General features: G+C 41.8%; 20 protein-coding genes and 1 pseudogene. 5 read left to right on the top strand and 16 right to left on the bottom strand.

Going from position 1 to position 20,961, the window contains the following annotated elements:
* Nucleotides 1-177 precede the first annotated feature (177 nt).
* Together AC0L3Y_RS02705 and AC0L3Y_RS02700 are read left to right on the top strand one after the other, a co-directional pair.
* Complete coding sequence (locus AC0L3Y_RS02705) at nt 178-990, top strand: plasmid recombination protein (protein ID WP_473468441.1); 813 nt, start codon at nt 178-180, stop codon at nt 988-990.
* A gap of 99 nt (nt 991-1,089) precedes the next feature.
* Nucleotides 1,090-1,467, top strand: coding sequence for a hypothetical protein (locus AC0L3Y_RS02700; protein WP_473468439.1), 378 nt, complete (start codon nt 1,090-1,092; stop codon nt 1,465-1,467).
* Nucleotides 1,468-1,742: 275 nt separating this feature from the next.
* Here AC0L3Y_RS02700 and AC0L3Y_RS02695 read toward each other — a convergent pair whose 3' ends face one another.
* Nucleotides 1,743-1,946, bottom strand: a complete 204-nt coding sequence (locus AC0L3Y_RS02695; RefSeq protein WP_473468437.1) for a helix-turn-helix transcriptional regulator — start codon at nt 1,944-1,946, stop codon at nt 1,743-1,745.
* A 94-nt stretch (nt 1,947-2,040) separates the two neighbouring features.
* On the opposite strand from AC0L3Y_RS02695, the gene AC0L3Y_RS02690 reads away from it, so the two are divergent.
* A complete protein-coding gene (locus tag AC0L3Y_RS02690; RefSeq protein ID WP_473468434.1) occupies nt 2,041-2,205 on the top strand; it encodes a hypothetical protein in 165 nt (54 codons plus the stop codon).
* The gene (locus AC0L3Y_RS02685; protein ID WP_473468431.1) at nt 2,202-2,798 is read left to right on the top strand and encodes a hypothetical protein; all 597 of its coding nucleotides are present in this window, start codon (nt 2,202-2,204) and stop codon (nt 2,796-2,798) included. Before AC0L3Y_RS02690 ends, AC0L3Y_RS02685 begins: the two co-directional genes overlap by 4 nt.
* Before the next feature lie 105 nt (nt 2,799-2,903).
* Here the strand turns inward: AC0L3Y_RS02685 and AC0L3Y_RS02680 are convergent, their stop codons facing one another.
* From AC0L3Y_RS02680 to fahA, 8 genes and pseudogenes are all read right to left on the bottom strand, one after another.
* Nucleotides 2,904-5,717, bottom strand: coding sequence for a TrlF family AAA-like ATPase (locus AC0L3Y_RS02680; protein WP_473468428.1), 2,814 nt, complete (start codon nt 5,715-5,717; stop codon nt 2,904-2,906).
* 617 nt (nt 5,718-6,334) lie between these two features.
* Nucleotides 6,335-7,662, bottom strand: a pseudogene (locus AC0L3Y_RS02675) (TRAP transporter large permease).
* Entirely contained in the window at nt 7,659-8,186 is a 528-nt protein-coding gene (locus tag AC0L3Y_RS02670; protein WP_473468425.1) for a TRAP transporter small permease, read from the bottom strand. Before AC0L3Y_RS02670 ends, AC0L3Y_RS02675 begins: the two are co-directional and overlap by 4 nt.
* A 1-nt stretch (nt 8,187) precedes the next feature.
* Nucleotides 8,188-9,237 carry a TRAP transporter substrate-binding protein gene (locus tag AC0L3Y_RS02665; protein ID WP_473468423.1) on the bottom strand — a complete coding sequence of 350 codons (1,050 nt, stop codon included), beginning with the start codon at nt 9,235-9,237 and terminating at the stop codon, nt 8,188-8,190.
* A gap of 47 nt (nt 9,238-9,284) precedes the next feature.
* The gene (locus AC0L3Y_RS02660; RefSeq protein ID WP_473468421.1) at nt 9,285-11,570 is read right to left on the bottom strand and encodes a cytochrome P450; all 2,286 of its coding nucleotides are present in this window, start codon (nt 11,568-11,570) and stop codon (nt 9,285-9,287) included.
* Nucleotides 11,571-11,621: 51 nt separating this feature from the next.
* Entirely contained in the window at nt 11,622-12,170 is a 549-nt protein-coding gene (locus AC0L3Y_RS02655; protein ID WP_473468419.1) for a VOC family protein, read from the bottom strand.
* Nucleotides 12,171-12,189: 19 nt separating this feature from the next.
* The gene (maiA, locus tag AC0L3Y_RS02650) at nt 12,190-12,834 is read right to left on the bottom strand and encodes a maleylacetoacetate isomerase (protein ID WP_473468417.1); all 645 of its coding nucleotides are present in this window, start codon (nt 12,832-12,834) and stop codon (nt 12,190-12,192) included.
* Between the two features lie 9 nt (nt 12,835-12,843).
* Entirely contained in the window at nt 12,844-14,103 is a 1,260-nt protein-coding gene (gene fahA / locus AC0L3Y_RS02645) for a fumarylacetoacetase (protein ID WP_473468414.1), read from the bottom strand.
* A gap of 117 nt (nt 14,104-14,220) precedes the next feature.
* On the opposite strand from fahA, the gene AC0L3Y_RS02640 reads away from it, so the two are divergent.
* A complete protein-coding gene (locus AC0L3Y_RS02640) occupies nt 14,221-15,126 on the top strand; it encodes a LysR family transcriptional regulator (protein WP_473468412.1) in 906 nt (301 codons plus the stop codon).
* A 76-nt stretch (nt 15,127-15,202) separates the two neighbouring features.
* On the opposite strand, the gene AC0L3Y_RS02635 is transcribed toward AC0L3Y_RS02640, so the two are convergent.
* The 7 genes from AC0L3Y_RS02635 to AC0L3Y_RS02605 form a co-directional block, all read right to left on the bottom strand.
* A complete protein-coding gene (locus AC0L3Y_RS02635; RefSeq protein WP_473468410.1) occupies nt 15,203-15,469 on the bottom strand; it encodes a hypothetical protein in 267 nt (88 codons plus the stop codon).
* A gap of 159 nt (nt 15,470-15,628) precedes the next feature.
* Nucleotides 15,629-15,937, bottom strand: a complete 309-nt coding sequence (locus AC0L3Y_RS02630) for a 2Fe-2S iron-sulfur cluster-binding protein (RefSeq protein WP_473468407.1) — start codon at nt 15,935-15,937, stop codon at nt 15,629-15,631.
* A complete protein-coding gene (locus AC0L3Y_RS02625; protein WP_473468405.1) occupies nt 15,934-16,971 on the bottom strand; it encodes an NAD(P)/FAD-dependent oxidoreductase in 1,038 nt (345 codons plus the stop codon). Before AC0L3Y_RS02625 ends, AC0L3Y_RS02630 begins: the two co-directional genes overlap by 4 nt.
* Before the next feature lie 3 nt (nt 16,972-16,974).
* Nucleotides 16,975-18,375 carry an FAD-binding oxidoreductase gene (locus AC0L3Y_RS02620; protein WP_473468402.1) on the bottom strand — a complete coding sequence of 467 codons (1,401 nt, stop codon included), beginning with the start codon at nt 18,373-18,375 and terminating at the stop codon, nt 16,975-16,977.
* Nucleotides 18,365-19,687 carry a cytosine deaminase gene (locus AC0L3Y_RS02615; RefSeq protein WP_473468398.1) on the bottom strand — a complete coding sequence of 441 codons (1,323 nt, stop codon included), beginning with the start codon at nt 19,685-19,687 and terminating at the stop codon, nt 18,365-18,367. The genes AC0L3Y_RS02620 and AC0L3Y_RS02615 overlap by 11 nt, the downstream gene beginning before the upstream one ends.
* Nucleotides 19,684-20,508: a creatininase family protein gene (locus AC0L3Y_RS02610; RefSeq protein WP_473468394.1), complete on the bottom strand. Its 825-nt coding sequence runs from the start codon at nt 20,506-20,508 to the stop codon at nt 19,684-19,686. The genes AC0L3Y_RS02615 and AC0L3Y_RS02610 overlap by 4 nt, the downstream gene beginning before the upstream one ends.
* Complete coding sequence (locus AC0L3Y_RS02605; RefSeq protein ID WP_473468392.1) at nt 20,505-20,900, bottom strand: RidA family protein; 396 nt, start codon at nt 20,898-20,900, stop codon at nt 20,505-20,507. The genes AC0L3Y_RS02610 and AC0L3Y_RS02605 overlap by 4 nt, the downstream gene beginning before the upstream one ends.
* Between the last annotated feature and the right edge of the window lie 61 nt (nt 20,901-20,961).

Genomic DNA, 20,961 nt, shown 5'->3' with positions numbered 1-20,961 from the left:
TATTTTTTATAGGTTTATATTCTTATTTATATAAGAGTGTTTAAAAAACTATTGTTATATAGTTATTTAATTTATTTTAATTATATTTTATATTTAATTGCTATGTTTATATTGGTATAAATTCGATTTTTATATGATTTTTTATATTATCTATCTCAAAATTCATTTGTTATTATTATGTTGAATGAATTAGGAGAAGAAATTATGTCGGGATATCAATTTATTCATGTTGAAGCTTATTCTCGTATTCCAAGTAAGAATAATAAAAAACAAAGTGCTAAAGGCATGATTAAAGAGTTAATTAGAGATTCTGATGCATGCTCCCATGTTCCGAAAATTAAGAAGCCAATTTTAGTTTATGGTGCAGACCCTCTAGAAGTACTTAAATCTGCTGAGAGTCAAGCCGATATAGCAAAAGATAATCTAGGGCGAAAATTTCGTAAAGATGGGTTGATACTTGTTTCAGGTGTTGCTTCATACCCTGTTCGTACAGATGAAGTCTCTTTTGAAAATAAAGATCTACAAAAATGGCTAAAACTCACTATTGAGTTTCTTTCGAAAAAATATGGTGATCAATTAAAGTCAGTCGTTGTTCATTCTGATGAACCGTACTGGCATTGTCATTTTACATTAGTTCCTGACTTAAACCAAAGCAGCCGTCTAGATATTGGACGAGTTCACGACGGCATCTTTGCTAGAAATATCGTTGCTAATAAGTCTAGCGCAAAAGCCAAGCTGAGAGCATACAGTGAAGCTATGAGAGCGTTTCAAGACGCATATTATGCAGATGTTGGTATTCCATGTGGGCTTGCAAGAGATGGCCCTAAAAGGCGTCGACTGACTCGAAAAGAATGGAAGATAGAGCAAGAAGCTTCTAAACGTTTATCTGATACTTTAGCCCGGTCTGATGCTATACAGCAAAAGACAAAGCATATTAATGATCTATTGAATAAGAAGAAGTTAAAACTTGAAAAGTATGAAAAAAATTGATTCTTCTTCTAAAAAAATCGGAATGTCAGATAGTTTTATAGAGAAAATAACCCCAAAATTAAATCCTTTAAATAACAATAATAAAATGGAGAAAGTGATATGACACCTGCTCAAAAAAGACTGCTACAAAACAGTCAATATAGATACACTGCTCATCTTAATGAAATTGATGTTGATAATGAGATTATCAACAAGATAAAAGAAGAGCATTTATTAGTTGTTAATATGATTATTAATCATATGCTGAAAGAAAAAACAATTCATAGGAGTAATGAATTGATCGCTTTTTTACAAAGAATGACTAATGTGATGTTTTTGCTGTTTTCTTCTGATTCCGCTTCTACAACTACTGTTTCTTCAATAAAGAACTCATTTGTGAAAAGCGAAGATGAAACATCGTCGTCAGAATCTGAAGATATTGAAGAAAACTGTAGCATTGAACAAGCTCTCAGTGAATTGATCTCATTAGATATTTAGTTATAAATGCTTAAAAATAGGGTTCTAATTAGAACCCTATTTTCATGGTTAGATACTTATTAAAACTTTACTCGATACCTTCTCTGAAAGAGGAAAACTAATATGGTTCGTGTATGTTTATAGATCTTAGAGATACACATAGTGACCGACTATGTGTATTGCATACACGCGGCTAAGAGCAAGCTCTTAGGAAAAAATCAGCCCAAGCCCAAGACCAAGCCCGATATTCCTTATGAAATATATTTTAAAAAATATTTATATTTGATAATGAAATATTATTTTTTATTATATTTTTGTTTTTCTTTTAACCATTTATTCACTTCTTCGTATATCCATAATCGTCTACTACCGATTTTTATACTATGGGGTATTGTCTTTCCTTCATTCCCCAAATAAATTTGATTTCTTATGTAGCCCGTTGTTGTTCTAAGTAATTCAGCTAGTTCATTACTTTTTAGTAGCATATTTTCATTTGTCATATTAAATAACCTTGTTATTGTTTTATGTAATTATATGATTATAATTTAAAATATTATTTATTAAATGAACCAAAACTAAAGGAAACAGTTCATTATGAGAAAAGAGCTAGATGAATTGCGTACGCGATTTTGGTATAAAAAAGTATTTGAAGTATCAAAATGTCGTAATAACAAAAAGTTAGCAGAATCATTTTCAGGCGAAGGCGGTAATACATCATCGCAATGGTCAAGTTATAAAAAGGGAAAAAAGTACCTATGATTTATTTATCATTAGTACATCAAAAATATGGAGTTACTGAAGGCGATTTTATAAAAGGCCCCAGATCATTATTGGAAATAATCGAATTAGGGCGGCTACAGGACATATCCAGACTATTTTTTTATGAGTTTGATCATTTATGTCATGAAAAAAATCTTCCTACACTGATGGAACGAAGTGAAGCTCCTGAGTCGCAAGCAGAATTATTCAAATGGTTTGTTGGGCTTGGTAAGCGTCTTTTTGATAATAGAGAAAAGGATGGCTTTGGTGATGAAATTTTACCGCTTGTGCTTGCTGTTGGTCATACAGAAGTTAGGCTTTTTGGTATCAGCACTGCTATGAGTAGCTACATTTTAGACGTTTTAGAATATTTTAGAGATGTCTATGATATTCCGTTTATTGCTTGGGCGTTTGATGCTGATATTACTGAGTCTGTTAAAAATGCAATAGCATTTCGTAAGCTTAATTCGTTATTACACAGCGTTGACTCAAAAGAAGCAGATATAGAAGAAAAGTATTTATCTGAATTCATATCGTCATTCTCTTTAAATGTGAATATTAACAGTGAACCAGAATTCATAAGTAGTTGTTAAAATCTCTCTTATTTGAGTTTTTAGTAACTTTATATTTAGTATTATGACAACCTAGTATGATGCTATGTTGTCATAATCTGCATACTTTTATATTATTAGATTGGGCTATAGTAAATCGTATTTTCTTTCTCGCTCTTTGAAAGCTTTAATGCCCCCTTCAAGGATATGGCACACATGCTGCCGTATACCTAGCTCATTAAGTGATTGGTAATCATAGGTGCTATCAGTCTTCAAGCTATGTTCAAGGCTACCTCCAATATATTCAAACCGATATGCCTCTTTAGTGTCTGACTGTCCTCGTTGGTCTGCGACTACAACACATTCAGCATCTGCCGCGACCACTAGGTTTGCATTATGCGTTACCATCATAATTTGGCGTTTGCTTTTACATCTACGAACAAAGTCTTTTAGCTCTGAATATATTGTTCTGTTGTCCAAGTTATCTTCTGGTTGATCAATCAAGATTGGATGTGTTGAGTTGCTTAGCTCAAGCATCAAACTAAGTAAAACTAAACCTCGCTTTCCAGGTGACATATGAACAATACTGTCGTTTTTATAGGTTACAAGGAAGTCAATGCCAAAATAGTCAGCATACAAATGTTTGTATGCATCATTAAGAGTGTGGTTCTTACGAAGTGCTGGTGCATCATTGCCTCTTATGGTGTTGGCGGATTTCTCCACAAAGTCAGCATGAGTATCAATATTAAATTCATAATCACCATTTTCGTTTTGTATATCATTTATGACCGAGCGAATAGTTCCTGACCTATTATAACAACTTACGAATGAGTCAAACCTTACTGCATCAATAACAACTTTTGCTTCAATTTTTATATTGTCATCCATTTGATGTTCGACAACTTTATTACAATGGGATCTATATAGATTAATTAGAGTACGATATTGCTCATTAAGTTCTTTTATAGATTCTTTGCCTTTCTCTTGGATAGAACTAAGTTCTTTGAGTTTTATATTTATTATGACCAGCTTTTCTCGTTCAATTTTAAGTTGACTATTTAACTTCTCCAACGCAGCTTTGTCTTTGACTCCTTCTTCTAATGGTTTTAATTCTAGATGTATAGAGTCTAATTTACCCTCTAAAGCATCTAACCTTGCTGGAATCGATTGTAATCGACTGTTTACTTGCTCTTTAGTTTTTTCAAAACCGATGACCAACTGAACCTGCATTGAATCTAGTAGGCCATTCAGCACCGTTGAGCGAGTTATTAGGCCAGAGTCTTGAGTGATCTGACTTTTAGTTGATTCAAGCCATTGAGCTTGTCGGTTATTAACGCTTTCTATGAACTTATTCAAACCTGATTGAATGTATGTAAGTTTATTCTTAGCTCTTATCGTAGATTGTCTTTTATGGACTAGAGATGAATAAAGCTTTTCTTGTGCTTCAGACCATTGAGACTTCTCTCTAATTTCTTTTGATTTGGCTTCAAGCGCTAAAATTTCACCCTTTACTGACTCATCATTGCCAATTTCACTTAGATCCGCATAAGTTTTATGGAACTCATCAGTTAATAGAAAAATCATTTCGATTTTATCGTTGATGACAGCGTTTGTTGATCTAATCTTACTTTCAAGGGTGTTAACGAAATTTCTGTATGCTTCGTCTTGAAGCAGCGTTTTAGATATCAACGCGTTTAAATCTTCTCGACCATCTTTATCTGCCAATTGGTTTATATACAATTGTGGTATATAGGTAATTGCTTTTACTTGTTGCGTTGTATCAGACAGTTTGGATATCTCACCGTTCGACCACTCAACCTCAAAATCTAAATCAGGTATGTTGTTGTAGGTAGATGACTTCGATAGCTCAAATCTAGCTGATACTTCATTAGGATTTACTGTCTTTGCAATATGGTACAAAAGCATTGATTTACCAGAAGACTTACCACCAATAATCGTATTTAGGTCTTTGTTCAGTGGTATCCATTTGTCCGAGAACTTATTTGTACCTGACTTATCAATGTACCTCACTCTCTTTATTGTTTGATAGTCGGCTTTAGTTTCGGGGGAAAGTTCGCCAATGAATGCTCGATCTGGCTCAAATACAACCTGTTTTAAACCATTAAAAGTAGGATCTGCCTTAATCCAACAATATCTTTTTTGGTCTGGCTCAAACAACTTGTCGATAGCATGCGCATCAGAGCCATGTATACAAGGGATTAGGCGATTAAGCTCAAGAATAATACTCTCTCTACTTTTAGTTCCTTGGCCAGTAAAATAGTTTATATCGCTTGGTGTTGCTGAAAATATCATGTCGATAAACTGGTATATGTCTTTCTTTATACCAGTGAAACCGCCATCTTTAATTCCTGATACACCATCATTTGAGCCGTTTGCAGCAATAACTATTGAGTTTTCTCTTAGCCATTTTTCCTCGTTGTACCATTTTTTGAAAATATCAAAAGATGGTTTGAAATTATTGATGCCTTCTCTCAATGAGATGACGTCGCAATGCGCTGAATCTGGGCACAATTCTTTACCATAATCTCTTAGTTGATCTTCTACGCATGAATAGTTTTGACCGTGATAATTAATAATTAAACGACTTAAAGCTTTCTTGATATTTTCTACATGGCTCGGATCATCAGGGCTGATGAGGATGTGGATATTTAAGCCTTTAATTTTGCTGCCAGTACTAGGTGTAATTCTGAATTCAATATTTGGGATAACTGTTTCAATGTTTCCCATTCGCCCAGCTTGTCGGAATTTAAGGACCTTTTCGTAACCTGATATAGAGTAATAATCAGTAATACCAACGACAGCAACGCCAGATTTAGATTGCTCTATTGCTGTTATGTAAGCTTCCCAATCACCTTTAAACTGCGTTTCTAATACTGAGTCAGGAGTGTGAACATGAAGATCCCATCGCCTCCATTCCGAACCATGTTCATATAAGTGCATATATCCTCCATGCTAATTAATCGAGTGTGTATTATTGTAGCTTACTTTAGGTAGATGTTTAGAGAAATTGAGGTGTCTCAGTGGTACTATATTATTGCATGATTACAAGACCAAACAGATTGAAATTGGGACAATTTTGGGACATCATGAAAATTATGTAGAGTGATCTACAGTGACACTTGGTGTTCTAAGTTTCTGTTCTATATAGAAAACAAATAAAAAATGCAGTGTTTACAGTATAGTTGTTTCCCTCTCCGGAGGCGAAGGCCGGAGGTTCGAATCCTCTCGGGCGTGCCATTTCTGCAGTGTTTCTAAATAAGTTATACGTACTTTTAATAGTTAACCCATTTAGTAATATCTGTTTGCTTTTTTATTACTGATGCGGTACTTCAAGCAATATCAATTAAGCCATCTTGAAAGTCCTTTTCTTTATGTGACTTTGTGGTGACTGAAATAATATTGCGAGCATTTTGGGCATCAAATTTTTGTTAGTTACTTAATATTTTTTATAATTTTGACATGGTCGAGGTTGTATTGGATCAACTATAAAGCGGTAGCCAAGTTTTACTTGACTGCTAGATCCATCCCCACATTACTGTGGGGGGAGATCGTAGGTATTAATTATAGATTAGGCTGGGTAGCCACAGTGAGAGTGGAACAAAGACGACTACAATGAGTAAGCGTAGGAGGTCTGCGATCCAAAAAGGCAGTACTCCTTTAAAAATAGTACCGGTACGAACATCTTTGATGATACTGCTTAGTACAAAGACATTCATTCCAACGGGTGGTGTGATCAAGCTGATTTCAACCACAATCACCGCTACGATACCAAACCAAACTAGGCTGTAGCCTAGCTCAGCAACGATTGGAAAAAACACTGGAATGGTCAGTAAAAGCATTGAAAAGCTTTCCAGTACCATGCCAAGAATGATGTAAATCATTAAAATGACGAAAATGACCATGATTGGTGCGACGTCTAGCGATAACACAAAGTCGACCATCATACTGGGTAGTCCAGCGCGGTTAATAAAGTCAGAAAAAATCAGCGCACCAATAACAATAACAAATAAAGTGGCAGAAGTGCAGCACTGTCTGCTAATGTCTTGAAGAGAGACGATAAGCTAAGACTACGGCGTAAAAGAGCAATAATAAATGCACCACCTGCGCCAATTCCTGCTGCTTCTGTTGGTGTAAAAACACCTAAGTAAATACCACCCATAACCAGAATGAACAAGCCCAGTATGTCTCGTACGCCTTTTAGAGCGTGTAAGCGCTCGCGCCAGTTCATACGCTCTGCATTAGGACCGGCTTTTGGATCGCGCCAAACGGTGTATTTAACCGCACCAAGGTATAAAACAATTCCCAAGATTCCAGGAAGAAGCCCAGCAGCAAAGAGTTCACGGATACTAGTTTCTGTTAACAAGCCATAAACAATTAACATGACACTGGGAGGAATTAAAATACCTAGTGTACCTCCTGCTGCAATAGAAGCCGTTGCTAGAGCGTCGCTATAGCCATATTTTCTCATGGGAGGCATGGACACTTTTGCCATGGTAGCCGCGGTGGCTAGGCTAGAGCCGCTTACTGCAGAAAAACCACCACAAGCGACGATGGTAGCCATAGCAAGGCCTCCTTTTCTGTGGCACAAAAAAGCATAAGATGCATTGTATAGCTCTTTCGAAAGTCCAGATCGAGTGATTAAATTACCCATCAAAATAAATAAGGGAATAATAGAGAGGCCATAATCTTGAGCCGTGTCAATGATGCGATTCGACGCCATAGAAAGAGGGATTTTCCAACGAAAGCTATCTATGTTGTCCCAAGTGAGTCCATTTAAAACAGCAAAACCAAAGAATCCTACTACTCCCATTGAGAAAGCAATTGGAATTCTAAATATCATGATCATGATCAAAAGAACGGCGAAACCGGTTAATATCAATGTCATTTATCTTCTCCTGAGATGGCCGATTTAAAGACTGACATCACAAAATAAAGAAGAGCGCTGATACCTGTAAGCCAGCTTAAAATAGCGATGTATTGAATTAAAAAGCCAACTTCAATATGTAAAAAGTCCGTTGTAATATGTCTCCTTATCATTCGAGCTCCTAACGCCCATATTCTAAAAGACACAAAATACAGTGATGAAAAAATAACAAGAGCGGACACTAGAGATAATATGCGTAATACAGAATCTTTAATAAAGATGTCAATCAAATCGACTACAATGTGTGCGCCACGCCAGGTGACAACAGGCATAACAGAGAAAATGACGATAGCTAGGCCAATCTCAGTTAATTCGGTAGCTCCAAGGATGGGAGAGTCAAAAAAGTAGCGACCAACGACATCGATGCAAGTGAGGACCATAAGAGCAAATAGCGTACTCGCGGCTATCAGTTCAAAGAAGAAGGCCAACCATTTCATTGGCCCTCTATCCTCATAGTTTGCGTTTAACCATGAGATAAACGACATATTAGAGCGCTCCAGCGTCTTTTTGTTGCTCTTTGGCATAAGAATGAGCTTCAGCTCTTAGCATGTCTAATGCCGCTTTTGCGTCAACTTTTTTGTCTTTGACTGACTCAAGCCACTGTTTGTCTAAACCGGCTGTTTTTTCAGCGTAAGACAAGGTGATTGGGTGATCTTTATCCAGTACGACGACTTCCCCACCATTTTTTTCAGCAAATTTTTTGGCTGCAATGTCAGCTTTATCCCAAGCAGCGCCTGCCATGGTAGACAAGCGTTCACCTGATACACTGCGAATAGCATTGGCGTCTTTTTCGCTCAGAGAGTCCATAAAATCAGGGCTAATGAACATCACAAAACTACCCATATACATCCCCGTTGGCAGGGCCGTAACATAAGGCGCTACTTCGTATAAGCGCTGAGCTTGTTGTTCGGTCATTGGCATGAACACACCATCTACCACTCCGGTTTGCATTAGTTCATATACTTTGTTGCCAGGTGCAGCAACAGGAATGACTTCTAAACGCTTGCCAATTTCAGCTTGTACGCCACCGCCAATGCGGATTTTTTTACCTTTTAAATCATCAAGGCTATTAACCGGAAAGCTTGTTTGCATAACGCCTGCCCCATGAGTGAACAAGGCAAGAAGCTCTAATCCATCATGTTCGTTCGCTTTTTTGAGATATTTTTCATATGTACGCCAGTGAGCAGCGGAAGCCGCTTCAGCATTAACCCCTAGTCCCGGTAGCTCGACTATTTCCTGAAGTTTAAAACGGCCAGGAATAAAACCATGAAAACTAAAGGCAGCATCGGATACGCCATCTTCAACGATATCAAAAAGTTGACCTGGGTTATTAGAGCTGTACTCAATGTTAACGGTAACACGACCTTCAGTAGCTTCTTCAACCCACTTAGCCCATGTCGGCCACACAACAGCGTTTTGTGCGTGAGTAGGCGGCAGCCATGTGCTGACGTTAAGCACTGTTTGGGCAGAGGCTAGTGTACTGAATCCCGCTAAAACGGTACTGGCTAATACGAGAGAACGCATGGTGTTAAACATAATGGCTTTCTTCCTATTTTATTGTTGTTTTGATTGTTGGTATGTATTTAAAGTTTTATGGTTATCTTTCCTGATGCTCGGGAGCAGCAGGTCATCATTTTTTGGTTGCTTTGTTTTTCTTTTGCGGTAAGAACATGATCACGATGGTCTATCTCATCTCCTTCTACGACAAGTACCTCACAGCTTCCGCAAAGTCCTTCTGCACAATCGTTAGGTACATCAATGTCATTATTTAATAACACTTCCAAGAGCGTTTTATCTCTTGGGACGGAATAGGTTTTGCCGGTATCCATCAACTCAACCTCAAAAGCGTTTTCTTTTTCGGGATCCAATGTTTTGCTTTCTGAGGTGAAAAGCTCAGAGCTAAATGCAAGTTGATAGCGCTCTGCTAACATTTGAATCTCGTTGATCATTGATTCTGGGCCGCAGGAATAGATGTGTGTCTTTGGCGGCTGTACTTTTAATAAAGTCTCTAAATCGATGCGATTTCCTTCACTTGAAATATAAAGTTCGGGCGCTTGTGCAAATTTTTCTAATTGATCGGTATACACCATGCTTTGTCGCGTCTGACCACAGTACAGAAGCCTGAACTCCTTATTTTCGTACTTAAGCTGTTCGGCCATAGATAGCATAGGAGTAATCCCGATACCGCCAGCAATAAGTAGAACGGGTTGTGTATGTGGTTTTAATGGGAAAAAATTCTTAGGTCCTTGAATTGATAATTGATCACTGACACTCAAGTTATGGTGGATCCATGCTGAACCGCCATTACCGAGAGTTTCCTGTTTAACCAATATTGTGTAATGGGCAGCGTTTAGGCTTGGACAAAGAGAGTATTTTCTTTTTAAACCGTTTGGGAGGTGAAGCTCAATGTGTGCTCCTGGTGTCCAGCGAGGAAATGCTAAGGTGTCATCCTCTGAAGCCAGAATGATTTCCTTGATGTCTATGGCGATGGTATTAATAGCCACGACTCTAGCAGGTCGCACAATGGTGCGTTTGTCTGGGTTACCAATCGGAAAAGTACGTGATGTTTTTTTCGTACTTTGGACCGCCTTTGGGTTCCACTCTACCCACAGTGCTTCAGGACCATGAAACGAGGTATTGGGGGTGGCGGTAAAGGTTTGCTCGGATAGCGTCATATCAGGTATACGACGTGTCAGCTCTTCAATAAACGCACACATTTCCAAACGACCAATATTGCGCCCTAGACACTGATGTGCACCATAGCCAAAAGATAAGTGCTCGCTGGCGTTGTCGCGTAATATGTCAAGCTCTTCGGGATTTTCAAATTGCTCAGGATCACGGTTGGCAGCGGCCATTACAAGGAATAGCTTATCCCCTTTGGCAATGTCGACGCCGTTTATTTGTACGTTTTCGGTCGCCTCACGACGCCATGACACAATAGGACCTGCATAGCGCAAACACTCTTCAACAGCTGATGGGATAAGCTGCGGCTGGTGATGCAGTTTTTGCCAAAGCTTTGGTGTGGATAAAAGGTGTTTTATAGCGTTAGCAGTCGCGGTGGCAGTGGTTTCATGAGCGGCTACCAAAATGGCCATCATCATAGAGTGCAGGTAGTTGTCTGTCACAACGCGAGGGTTGCTTTGATTTTTGCGAATCATGTCATACATCCAGCCGCTTTGACCTTCTGTATTTTGTTTCATGCGTTCTAGTACTTCACCAGAGTAGTGCCAAAATTTGCCCACATTGGTGGCCACGTGTTTTTGTTCTTCGAGTGAAGGGCGTCCCCAGGTGTTAACCTTGTGTGCTACACCGAACTGTTGCAATACCGAAATATCATCGTCAGGGACACCTAAAAATTTTAGGGCAACAATCACCGGAATGTCCCACAAAAGTGTGGCCATTAGGTCTACTTTTCCAAGGCCGATAAATTCATCGACTTTGTTGGTGACTAAAGTTTTGGTAAGTTCGCGTAGTCCTTCAAGTTTGGAGGAATCAAATGCTTCCAGTAGCTCACGGCGGCGTTCCATGTGAATTGGCTCGTCTTCATTGACTAATGTACGGTTCATACCATAATCGTAAGATTGTAAAATCTCAGCTGTTTCTTGGGTGTCTGGGGTGAATTTTTCCAACACATTACGAGCTGAAAAAACGACAGGATCACGGAATATTTCACGAATGTCTTCATAGCGTGTCACCACCCAATAATTCATTTCTTCAGAGAAAAAGATAGGCTTTTCTTCACGAAATGACTGTAAAGCGGTAGCAGGGCAGTGCTGAAATTCTGGCCCAAACATATCAAACTTTTGCGCCTTTTCGTTAAGCTCAGCTGAAGCATGAAATGGGCATTTTGATGCTGAAGAAGTGTTCATAATATCGTGCTCCTATCATTTTTATTATTTTGTGCTTTTTACTTAGTCGCTTTAGCCTTCAAATTCTTCGGCGTGTAAAAACTTGGTATGTTCAGGAGCACGCTTAGTTTTTGTCCACTCGTTGAGCATATCGTGCTTCATTTCTTCAGTGATCTGAGCGATTTTTGCTTCTGCAGCTGGATCATCGTAAGCCAATTCAATGCGATGACCATTGGGATCAAAAAAGTAAATTGAATGAAAGAGCCCATGGTTTACGATTCCAAGTACGTCGATGCTATTTTCTTCAAGGTGTGCTTTTGCAATTTCTAATGTGTCGCGATCTTTAACGCGAAGGGCGATGTGTTGTACCCACGCTGGGGTATTCTTGTCGCTACCCATTTTAGGTTGCGTAGGTAGCTCAAAAAAAGCCAATACGTTGCCATTACCCGCATCTAAAAAAACGTGCATGTAAGGATCTGGTTCTTTGGTTGAAGGTACATGGTTTTCAGCAAAGGCGAGGGTGAAATCCATGTGAAGGTTTTTCTTGTACCAGTCCACTGTCTCTTTGGCATCGTGGCAGCGATATGCAACATGATGTATTTGTTCTATTTTAAATGTCATGAGAGTTTCCTTTAATTGGTTAAGCCATGTCAGGTTGTTGTTCAGGTGCAGCTTGTATAAAAGCTGGATGATCCTTGCAATGCTTATAGACGGACTCAATATGTGGATAGGCATCAAGGCTCATATTGAAGCGTTTGGCATTGTAAACTTGCGGTACAAGGCAACAATCGGCCAAGCTTGGCGTGTCGCCAAAGCAAAACTTACCCGGTTGTTTTACTAATACTTTTTCCAGAGCATCAAAGCCCAAAGTGATCCAATGTATGTACCATTGCTGGCGTTGCGTATCATCAACATTAAATGATTGGTTTAAGTATTGCAGTACTCGTAAATTATTAAGAGGGTGTACATCACACGCAATCATCTGGCTAATAGCTCGCACTTGAGCACGCTCCTCAGGATTATCTGGCAGGAGTGATATCGTATCGGGGTACGCTTCTTCAAGATACTCAATAATTGCCAATGATTGAGATAGTACAGTCTGATTATCCACCAGCGTTGGCAAGAGTTTCATAGGATTCAAAGATGCATAGTGGCTACTGTGTTGTTCTCCACCATTGTTTAGCAAATGAACAGGAATATACTCATACGGCATTGCTTTGAGGTTCAAAGCAATGCGCACTCTGTATGCCGCTGAGCTTCTAAAATAACTGTAAAGCTGAATCATGGTCTTGCCTTAAAAATTGAAATTGTGAGCAGGAAGGACTTTTCCTCGTACTTCACCAAAACCTACTCGTACGTTATCTTTTTGCGCGTAACCTCGCATAACTATACTGTCACCATCTTCAATAAAGTGGCGTGATTCGCCATTTTTTAGCGTTAACGCTTCAGACATATTCCAAGTCAGTTCGAGTAAGCTACCGCGGCTGTCTTTTTCTTTACCTGAAATGGTGCCAGAGCCTAACAAGTCGCCTACTTGCATGTTGCAGCCACTGATTGCGTGGTGAGTCAGTTGCTGAGCCATGGTCCAGTACATGTATTTGAAGTTGGTTTTACTGATCACCGTTTCTTCACCCGCCACATCAAACGATACTTCAAGATTGATGTCATAGTTGTTATCGCGTGTTTCGCGTAGGTAAGGCAGAGGAAGAGGTTCTTGTTTAGGCGCAGGGCATCGAAATAGTTCTAATGCGTCGAGTGTTACTACCCATGGTGATATAGAAGAGCCAAAAGTTTTGGAGTTAAAAGGTCCTAGCGGTACGTATTCCCATTGTTGTATGTCACGTGCAGACCAATCATTGAGCAATACCATACCAAAGATATGCTCGTGGGCCTCTTCGACAGGAATCGGCTCACCTAATGCGTTAGAACGGCCCACAATGAAGCCAGTTTCCAGTTCAAAATCCAGTTTTTGGCAGGGGGAGAAAACAGGACGTTCTGCATCCGGTGCTTTAATTTGGCCACTCGGACGTACAATATCTGTGCCACTGACCACCACAGAACTAGCACGGCCATTGTAGCCTACAGGCAATTCAGTCCAGTTAGGCATTAGAGCGTTTTCTGGGCCTCGGAACATGCATCCAACGTTAAAGGCGTGCTCACGAGACGAGTAGAAATCCGTATAAGAAGGCACATGAATGGGTAAATGCATCTGCACTATTGCTTGCTCAATCAAGGCGCTAGCGCGTAAGGCTTGGTTGTCACGCAGTTCAGGGTTGTCTGCATCTAATAGCGATTGTAGGCGAGCTCTGGTTTGTTGCCAAATAGCTTTTCCAAGCGAGATAAAAGGGTTCAGCGTGTTGTGGTGAAAGACAGGCATGTTTGAGGTTGGTAAAAGACCAGCAGATTCTAGCTGGCTTAAGTCTAATACTTGATTGCCAATAGCCACCCCAACGCGTGGGCTTAACGAATCACTACTGAAAATTCCATAGGGCAAATTGTAGATGGAAAAATCACTATTTCTCTCGACAGGTACAAATGTTTTCTTCGTGTCCATAAGTCCTTAAACCCTTTTAAAGTTATTCTTTTGTGTATTTGTGTTGATGAAAAAATAGTAAAAGGTATATATTTATAAGACAAACAGATTTTATTGATATATATATGGGTAAATCTAATGAATGTAACATTAAGGCAATTACGAGCTTTTTTGGCGGTACATCAAGAGGGGAGTTTTACCAAAGCGGCAGACACTTTACACATTACCCAATCGGCTTTGAGTAGTATTATCAAGGAGTTAGAGTCAAACTTAGAGCTTGGATTGTTTGACCGTTCGACTAGAAAGCTTGAAACCTCTGAAGCAGGCCGAAATATTCTTCCAGCTGTTATTCGAATGCTTGATGAGATGGAAACACTAACTAACGAGGTTAAAGGCTTAAAAGAGCTTGATTATGGCAAGGTCAGAATAGCAGTTGCTCAGCAATTGGCATCGGTTGAGCTGCCTAGAATCATTGCACTATACAACACCATGTATCCACAAGTGGAAGTCAGTATGATCGACTGCGGTGTGGAAAAAGTGCAAGATATTGTCAGCAGTGGCGAGGCCGATATTGGTATTGGGCCAGAGCGTAAGTTGCAAGTGGCGCTGAGTAAGCGCTTAATTTTTTCTCAACCATTTCATTTGGCCACTATGCCCACTCACCCCATCGCCACAGGCGGTAGCATCCGGTGGAAAGACATTGCTCCTTTAGAGCTTATTACACTGCGTGGATCGTTTACGGATCTATTAGTGGAAAATTTAGTGCGCGACTCGGCCGACTATATTATCAGTCCAAAGCATCAGGTGAATTTTATGTCCACAGCGCTGAGTATGGTGAAAAACGGCTTAGGTGTGACTCTGTGTTTGCCTTATGCCGTTGAATCGGTTAAACAGAACGGGTTGGTGATGGTACCTATTTGTGATCCAATCATTTACCGTAATTTTTATTTATACAGCTGTAAAAACCGCAAAAAACTGCCAGCCGTACAAAAGTTTATCGATGTTTATTTAAAACACATGCAGTTCGACAAAACATGGGTATAACCTTGGTTTATCTTAAGGCTGTTGTCTTGATGAAGTGATTGTCTTTTTCTATCTAAGAGGGCGTCCATTATATTTATTACTGTTTTTTTGGAACCCACTGACCTAGAGGAATGACTTCGATGTCTTCGCCGACAGGTTCGAGGAGCTTCACTAAATGACCGATGGATTCTAGGTCAGAAACGATTCTGAGATAGGGAGATTTGTTGCCATCAAGGGTTGTGACAACCGACGGAAAAACTGTTGTTGCAGTTTCATTATGTGGAAGATCTTTGAGTGCCTCTGCAATTTTAAGGCGAACAGTTTCGGATCTGTCTTCGTACCCATGTAGTTCAATGTTTGGCATTCTTTTATCCTATTATATAAAAGTAGAGGTGCAGGTTAGATGACGTGCTTATTTAAGAAAATGGCGTTACACAAGGCTGTTTTTATGAAAACAGCCACGGTTTAGAGTGTTTCTATCGTGTTTTATATGCATATTCTATCGAAATCTTATTCACCAATTTCAGTTGGGAATTTCAACTTCTAGTCCATCAAATTCGACTGTGAGTAAGACCTGACAAGCCAGTCGTGACGATGGAGCAACATTAGGAACACTGTCCAAAACATCCTCTTCAAAATCATCAGGTGGGCCCACTGCATCTAACCACTTATCGCCAATGTGGACGTGACATGTACCACAAATTGCACCACCGCCACATTCAGCGACTACATCGCTAATGTCATTCGCGAGGGCCACTTCCATTAAGGATTGGCCCGGTAAGGCTTCTACGGTTTTTGTGCCATCAACTTTAGTTTTAAATGTGATTCTCATGATGTACCTGCGTGTTGTCCAAGCTTGCGTAGCAAGCTTGGTGATGATGTTGAATGTTGAAATACGATGCGTTCATCGGGTGCTGCGATAGGGTGGGCGGCATGGGCCATAAGTGCAGCTTCATGAAAGCCAGATAGGATTAGTTTCAATTTGCCAGGATAGACGGCAATGTCGCCAATTGCGAAAATCCCACGCTGTGAGGTTTCAAAACGCTCAGGATCAACGCAGAGGCGACCGTCATCCATGGTTAAGCCCCATGTTGCAAGCGGGCCGGGAGCGGAAGTCAATCCGAAGAAGGGAAGAATACGACTGGCGGGGCAATCAATCACCCCTTCTGATGTTTTAACTGATACAGAGGTGGCTTGTGGTGCAGGACCTTTTATATCACAGGCTTGCCCGATCACAATTGAAAGCGTGCCGTCTTTGACTGCTTGATCCATTCGTAACAAGGCTTCGGGTGCTGCTCGAAAATTATTTCGGCGATGAACGATGGTGACGGATTTGGCAACGTCACATAGGGTCAAAGCCCAATCTACAGCAGAATCTCCACCTCCCAGAATAACCACGTCTTCCTCTGCGTAATCTGCGATTTTCCGGACTGAATATTGTACGCCTACGCCTTCATAATCGGCTACATTTTCGATTGGAGGACGTTTAGGTAAAAAGGCTCCGCCACCTGCAGCGATGACGACGACAGAGGTTCGAATTTCGGTGCCGACATCAGTTTTCACCAAAAAAGTGCCATCCGGCTGACGGTCAACATGTTGCACAGATTGATTCAGATGTAGCGTCGGATTAAACGGCGCGAGTTGTTCCATCAAGCGGTCTGTGAGCTCTTGTCCGCTAATTTTGCTAAAGGCTGGAATGTCATGGATTGGTTTTTCTGGGTACAGCTGTGCGCATTGACCGCCCGCTTGCGGCAACATGTCGATAATGTGGCTGTCGAGGTTTAGCATTCCTAATTGGAACGCCGCAAACAAGCCAACTGGACCTGCCCCAATGATGACTGCGTGGGTCGTATGTTGTTCTGTCATAGTTTAAATCGCCGCTCTTTTGATGCCAGGGTAAAGATAAACTTTATCATCGTTATAATCGAAATCAGGATCATCCCAGGCAACCATCTTGCCGGGGTTCAAAAGCCCCTTGGGGTCCGTTTCTTTTTTGAAGGTCAGTTGTAATTCGTCGGTTTGCTTCATACCGCCTTCTTCAAGCGTATAACGATGTGGATTAAATACCGGTACACCCGCGTCGTCGTGTTGGCGCATAATTTCATTCAAACGGTCATCCGTAGAATAGCGCACCATTGATAGGCCAAAGCAGGTGACATTACCGTCAAATCGCAGGAATTCGAGGTGGTGTGGTACTTCATCCCCAAACATTTGATAGGTTTTGGCGACCAATTCGACTTGGTTCGGGTAAGGATAAAGTGACTGAATATAGGTCATACCAGGCGCGACTTTCATAGCGCGCAATGTTGTATGGTTCCAGCTGAGTTCAAAAACAGCAGGAATACCTTTGAGATCTTCAACCTGATCACTACTGAACGCTACATGCCCGGGATAATGAGCAGTAAACGCTAATAATGGCATCATGGCATGTGGCGCAATCATCAGCAAAACCACATGTTTACCTTCTGTCATGAATTTTTTGTGTCGTTTAAATGTCTGAAATGGAATCGGTGCGGCGATGACGGAAATCAGCTTGGTGAGGATTCCATCTTGGCTACCTAGGTCGTTGGCGTATTTTGTGGCCTCAATGAAATCATCAAATTCGACGATCATATCTACCCAATCATAAGCAACCGTCAATGGCATCTCGACTTCTGTGATGATGCCGTTGGTACCGTAAGCATGGGCCACTTTTTGAAGGTCATCACCGTGTAGCTCGATGATACGAGGTTCTGCTTCCATTGTGATTACACGCAGGCGGATGATGTTGCCCGGATCGCGTAAGCCACCCCACTGGATCGATCCAATGCCGGATGATCCACCAGCAACAAAGCCACCTATGGTGGCCGTATGTGCGGTAGACGGATGCATGCGCAACTCTTGCCCTGAATGAGCACGAGTAGCTTTATCTATATCGGATATAATCGCGCCGGACTGAGCGGTCACACTACCTGGCGCGATGTTGATAATTTTAGTGAGCTCGGACAGATCTAAAACAACGCCGCCGGATAAAGGCATAGCTTGACCGTAGTTACCTGTACCACCGCCACGTACGGTCATTGGTACATCATTGGCGAAGCAAGCGCGAATGGTTGTCAGAACCTCATCTTCGGTTGATGGGACGACGACGAGATCAGCGATCACATGGTCCAATTCTGGCTTCAAAATCGGCGAGAAATAGAACGCATCGCGGCTTTTAAGACGAACCAAATTAGGGTTGTCGATGATTTTTAATCCGGCGAGGGCCGCTTTAAGGGGTTCAATGTTCATTGGCTGGCTCCATCAAGGTATCGAGTTCGGTGTAATCGGGAAGAGTAGTATCTATTTTTGTACCATCACGTAGGACGATGCGGTCACTTTCAGGGCGAGATAAAAGCTCTGTCCAGCTGCGGCCGCGAAATATGGTCATATCAGCAGGGCGTCCCGGCTCTATGAGAGGGGTATTAATTCCCATAATATGAGCAGGGGCTGCCGTGATTGCGGCGGGCCAGTCTGCTACGGGGTGGTCGAGATGCAATATTCGTGTCGCCATGCGGTAGACTTCGAGCATGTCGAGGTCACCGTAGGCATGGAACGGATCGCGAGTATTGTCAGACGCGATAGCAACATTGATACCACGGGCCTGCATTTCATGTACTAAGGGGACGCCGCGCCATCGAGGTGTGGTCGAATCTTGGCGGCGGTCTTGAAGGTAGAGGTTGCACATGGGTAAGGTCGTTACAGACAAACCTGCTTTTGCCACCAGATCAAGAGTGCGTTTTGCGTCATCATTTGACTGTTGGGATATAGAGCAACAATGTCCGACGTTTATGCGACCTTTGAAGTTATGACGCAAGGCTGCTTGTGCGATGAGATGCAGTGAAATTGCATTTGGATCGCCGGTTTCATCTGCATGAATATCGAGATCGAGACCGTGATCAAGTGCCGAGATAAACAACTGATCAATCAGGCTTTCGATGTCAGGCACCATATAGGTGACAGCACCCAAAACACCGCGAGCAGCCTGTACACGTTTTGTAAGAGAGTTGAAACCGGCCGTGTCGCGAAGCGCGTCGATGCCAACAAGGCAGACACCCTGAAGGGTGATTCGCTCCGCCCACGTTTCTCGCATTTGTTCAAACACAGACCATGAAATGTCAGCTTGAGGATTCTGTGAGTCGATATGCGTACGCAAGGCGCTGGTGCCGTGAGCATAGGCACAGCGCAAGGAGAAATCCATGCGCGTGGCCAAATCATCAGCTGACCAATTTGCTTTGGTGTCGGTCGCCACAGCATCTAACGCACCGCCGAAGCTGCCGTCTGGGTTAGGCTGACGCGCCCAAATATGACCTTTGTCGAGATGGGTATGACAGTCAATAAAAGTGGGAGTAATGATACGGCCACAAAAGTCGGTCTGTGTGGTGGTTGTTTTGGTCCGGTCTGCGGATATATTAAAGGCCTCTGTCTTTGTTATCATGCCGCCGCGAAGTTCAATATTGACCCGATGAAACCCACCTTCATCTGCTGGTCCATATGGCTGGCCCAAATGACTTGCGTGAACGCGTGCATTGATGAATGTCATGTCATCCTGTGAGATGCTCATAAGCACGGATCAACAGAAGAAAGAATGGTGTCAGGATCAATGTTGATAATATCTTGTAGAAGTTCAGCAAACCCTTTCGCAGCCCATTGTGCACTTGCCGCGCCTTTTTCGGCAGTTGCGATCGCTGCATTTCCGATTGCGCCAGTATGATTCAAATCCGCCGCGATCCAAGCAAAACTATGCTTACCAGTGGCTTGTAGGTGAGTGTTTTGTTCGGCGATCTGAGTGTTTTTAGATACAAAGTCCTTCGCTTTGTCCATATTGACCATATCAGGTCTGAAATGCAGCATAAGTGATGTTTCAGTGTCACCTCCATGAATACCGTCACGCAGTTCTAGGTCTGAATATAATCCCGGAGGATGGCCAAAACGGAACCAACTACTTTTGGCGACTAACATTCGATGTTGGACACGAAGATTGCGTGCAACAATGCCCATGACCTCTTCGTTACCGCCATGGGAATTCATAATAATGAGCTTTCGGATTCCAGCGCGGGCGACCGCATGGCCGAGAGCTGTCCAGTTGTCGATCAGCGAAGTGGCGTCGTGACTTAGGGTGCCGGGTGCAAACAAGTGCTCGTCGGATTTTCCAATTCGCTGGATAGGCAGAACCCGCAAATCAACACCTTCGGGCAAATTCTTCGCTACGGTATCTATCATGCCTTCCATTAGCGTAGAGTCTGTAGAGAGCGGTAAGTGAGGCCCGTGTTGCTCTATCGCAGCAATAGGCAAAATCGCAATCGTGTGTGCGGGGTCGATGTTGTCAAAATCGCGGGTGCAGAGTTCTTCCCACCAAATGCTTCGGGGTGTTTGGTTCTTCATGAAGGTACCTCTTGTGCAGCTACAATTTCCACTTCTACTTTAAATTCTGAGCGGGTAAATCCACCCACAATCATCAATGTTGATGCTGGCGGTGGTGAGTCAAAAAACGTATCTCGTGCCTCCATGTAAGCCGCCATATGGCTTCGGTCAGTGACATAGGCATTCACGCGAACCACATCTTTCATACTCATGTTGGCAGCACCCAGAATCTTTGCTGCGTTTTCAAAGCATAGCTTGGACTGTGCGAATGTATCTTCTGGGATCTGTCCATTCTCATTCATGCCGAGTTGACCGGAACACCAGACCCAACGGGAAGGAGAAGAGACTTCAACGCCATGAGAGTAACGGGCAAATGGTGCAGGTAGTGTGTCAGGTGTAAGGGTTTTGTGCATATAAAACCTCCTTTAGTTATTTGGGTTAAGTAGACATGTATACCTGACATCGCGAAACAAG

Source organism: Marinomonas sp. GJ51-14 (genome assembly GCF_055808695.1).
The sequence above is the reverse complement of the archived record's forward strand: the minus strand, read 5'-3'. Positions and strand labels throughout refer to the sequence as shown.

Coding starts and splice junctions, on each gene's coding strand:
- AC0L3Y_RS02705 (WP_473468441.1), top strand. CDS start 178: ATGTTGAATGAATTAGGAGAAGAAATTATGTCGGGATATCAATTTATT.
- AC0L3Y_RS02605 (WP_473468392.1), bottom strand. CDS start 20,900: ATGCACAAAACCCTTACACCTGACACACTACCTGCACCATTTGCCCGT.
- AC0L3Y_RS02635 (WP_473468410.1), bottom strand. CDS start 15,469: ATGCCAAACATTGAACTACATGGGTACGAAGACAGATCCGAAACTGTT.
- AC0L3Y_RS02610 (WP_473468394.1), bottom strand. CDS start 20,508: ATGAAGAACCAAACACCCCGAAGCATTTGGTGGGAAGAACTCTGCACC.
- AC0L3Y_RS02695 (WP_473468437.1), bottom strand. CDS start 1,946: ATGACAAATGAAAATATGCTACTAAAAAGTAATGAACTAGCTGAATTA.
- AC0L3Y_RS02665 (WP_473468423.1), bottom strand. CDS start 9,237: ATGTTTAACACCATGCGTTCTCTCGTATTAGCCAGTACCGTTTTAGCG.
- AC0L3Y_RS02640 (WP_473468412.1), top strand. CDS start 14,221: ATGAATGTAACATTAAGGCAATTACGAGCTTTTTTGGCGGTACATCAA.
- AC0L3Y_RS02700 (WP_473468439.1), top strand. CDS start 1,090: ATGACACCTGCTCAAAAAAGACTGCTACAAAACAGTCAATATAGATAC.
- AC0L3Y_RS02620 (WP_473468402.1), bottom strand. CDS start 18,375: ATGAACATTGAACCCCTTAAAGCGGCCCTCGCCGGATTAAAAATCATC.
- AC0L3Y_RS02615 (WP_473468398.1), bottom strand. CDS start 19,687: ATGAGCATCTCACAGGATGACATGACATTCATCAATGCACGCGTTCAC.
- maiA (WP_473468417.1), bottom strand. CDS start 12,834: ATGATTCAGCTTTACAGTTATTTTAGAAGCTCAGCGGCATACAGAGTG.
- AC0L3Y_RS02680 (WP_473468428.1), bottom strand. CDS start 5,717: ATGCACTTATATGAACATGGTTCGGAATGGAGGCGATGGGATCTTCAT.
- AC0L3Y_RS02655 (WP_473468419.1), bottom strand. CDS start 12,170: ATGACATTTAAAATAGAACAAATACATCATGTTGCATATCGCTGCCAC.
- AC0L3Y_RS02660 (WP_473468421.1), bottom strand. CDS start 11,570: ATGAACACTTCTTCAGCATCAAAATGCCCATTTCATGCTTCAGCTGAG.
- AC0L3Y_RS02670 (WP_473468425.1), bottom strand. CDS start 8,186: ATGTCGTTTATCTCATGGTTAAACGCAAACTATGAGGATAGAGGGCCA.
- AC0L3Y_RS02630 (WP_473468407.1), bottom strand. CDS start 15,937: ATGAGAATCACATTTAAAACTAAAGTTGATGGCACAAAAACCGTAGAA.
- AC0L3Y_RS02690 (WP_473468434.1), top strand. CDS start 2,041: ATGAGAAAAGAGCTAGATGAATTGCGTACGCGATTTTGGTATAAAAAA.
- fahA (WP_473468414.1), bottom strand. CDS start 14,103: ATGGACACGAAGAAAACATTTGTACCTGTCGAGAGAAATAGTGATTTT.
- AC0L3Y_RS02685 (WP_473468431.1), top strand. CDS start 2,202: ATGATTTATTTATCATTAGTACATCAAAAATATGGAGTTACTGAAGGC.
- AC0L3Y_RS02625 (WP_473468405.1), bottom strand. CDS start 16,971: ATGACAGAACAACATACGACCCACGCAGTCATCATTGGGGCAGGTCCA.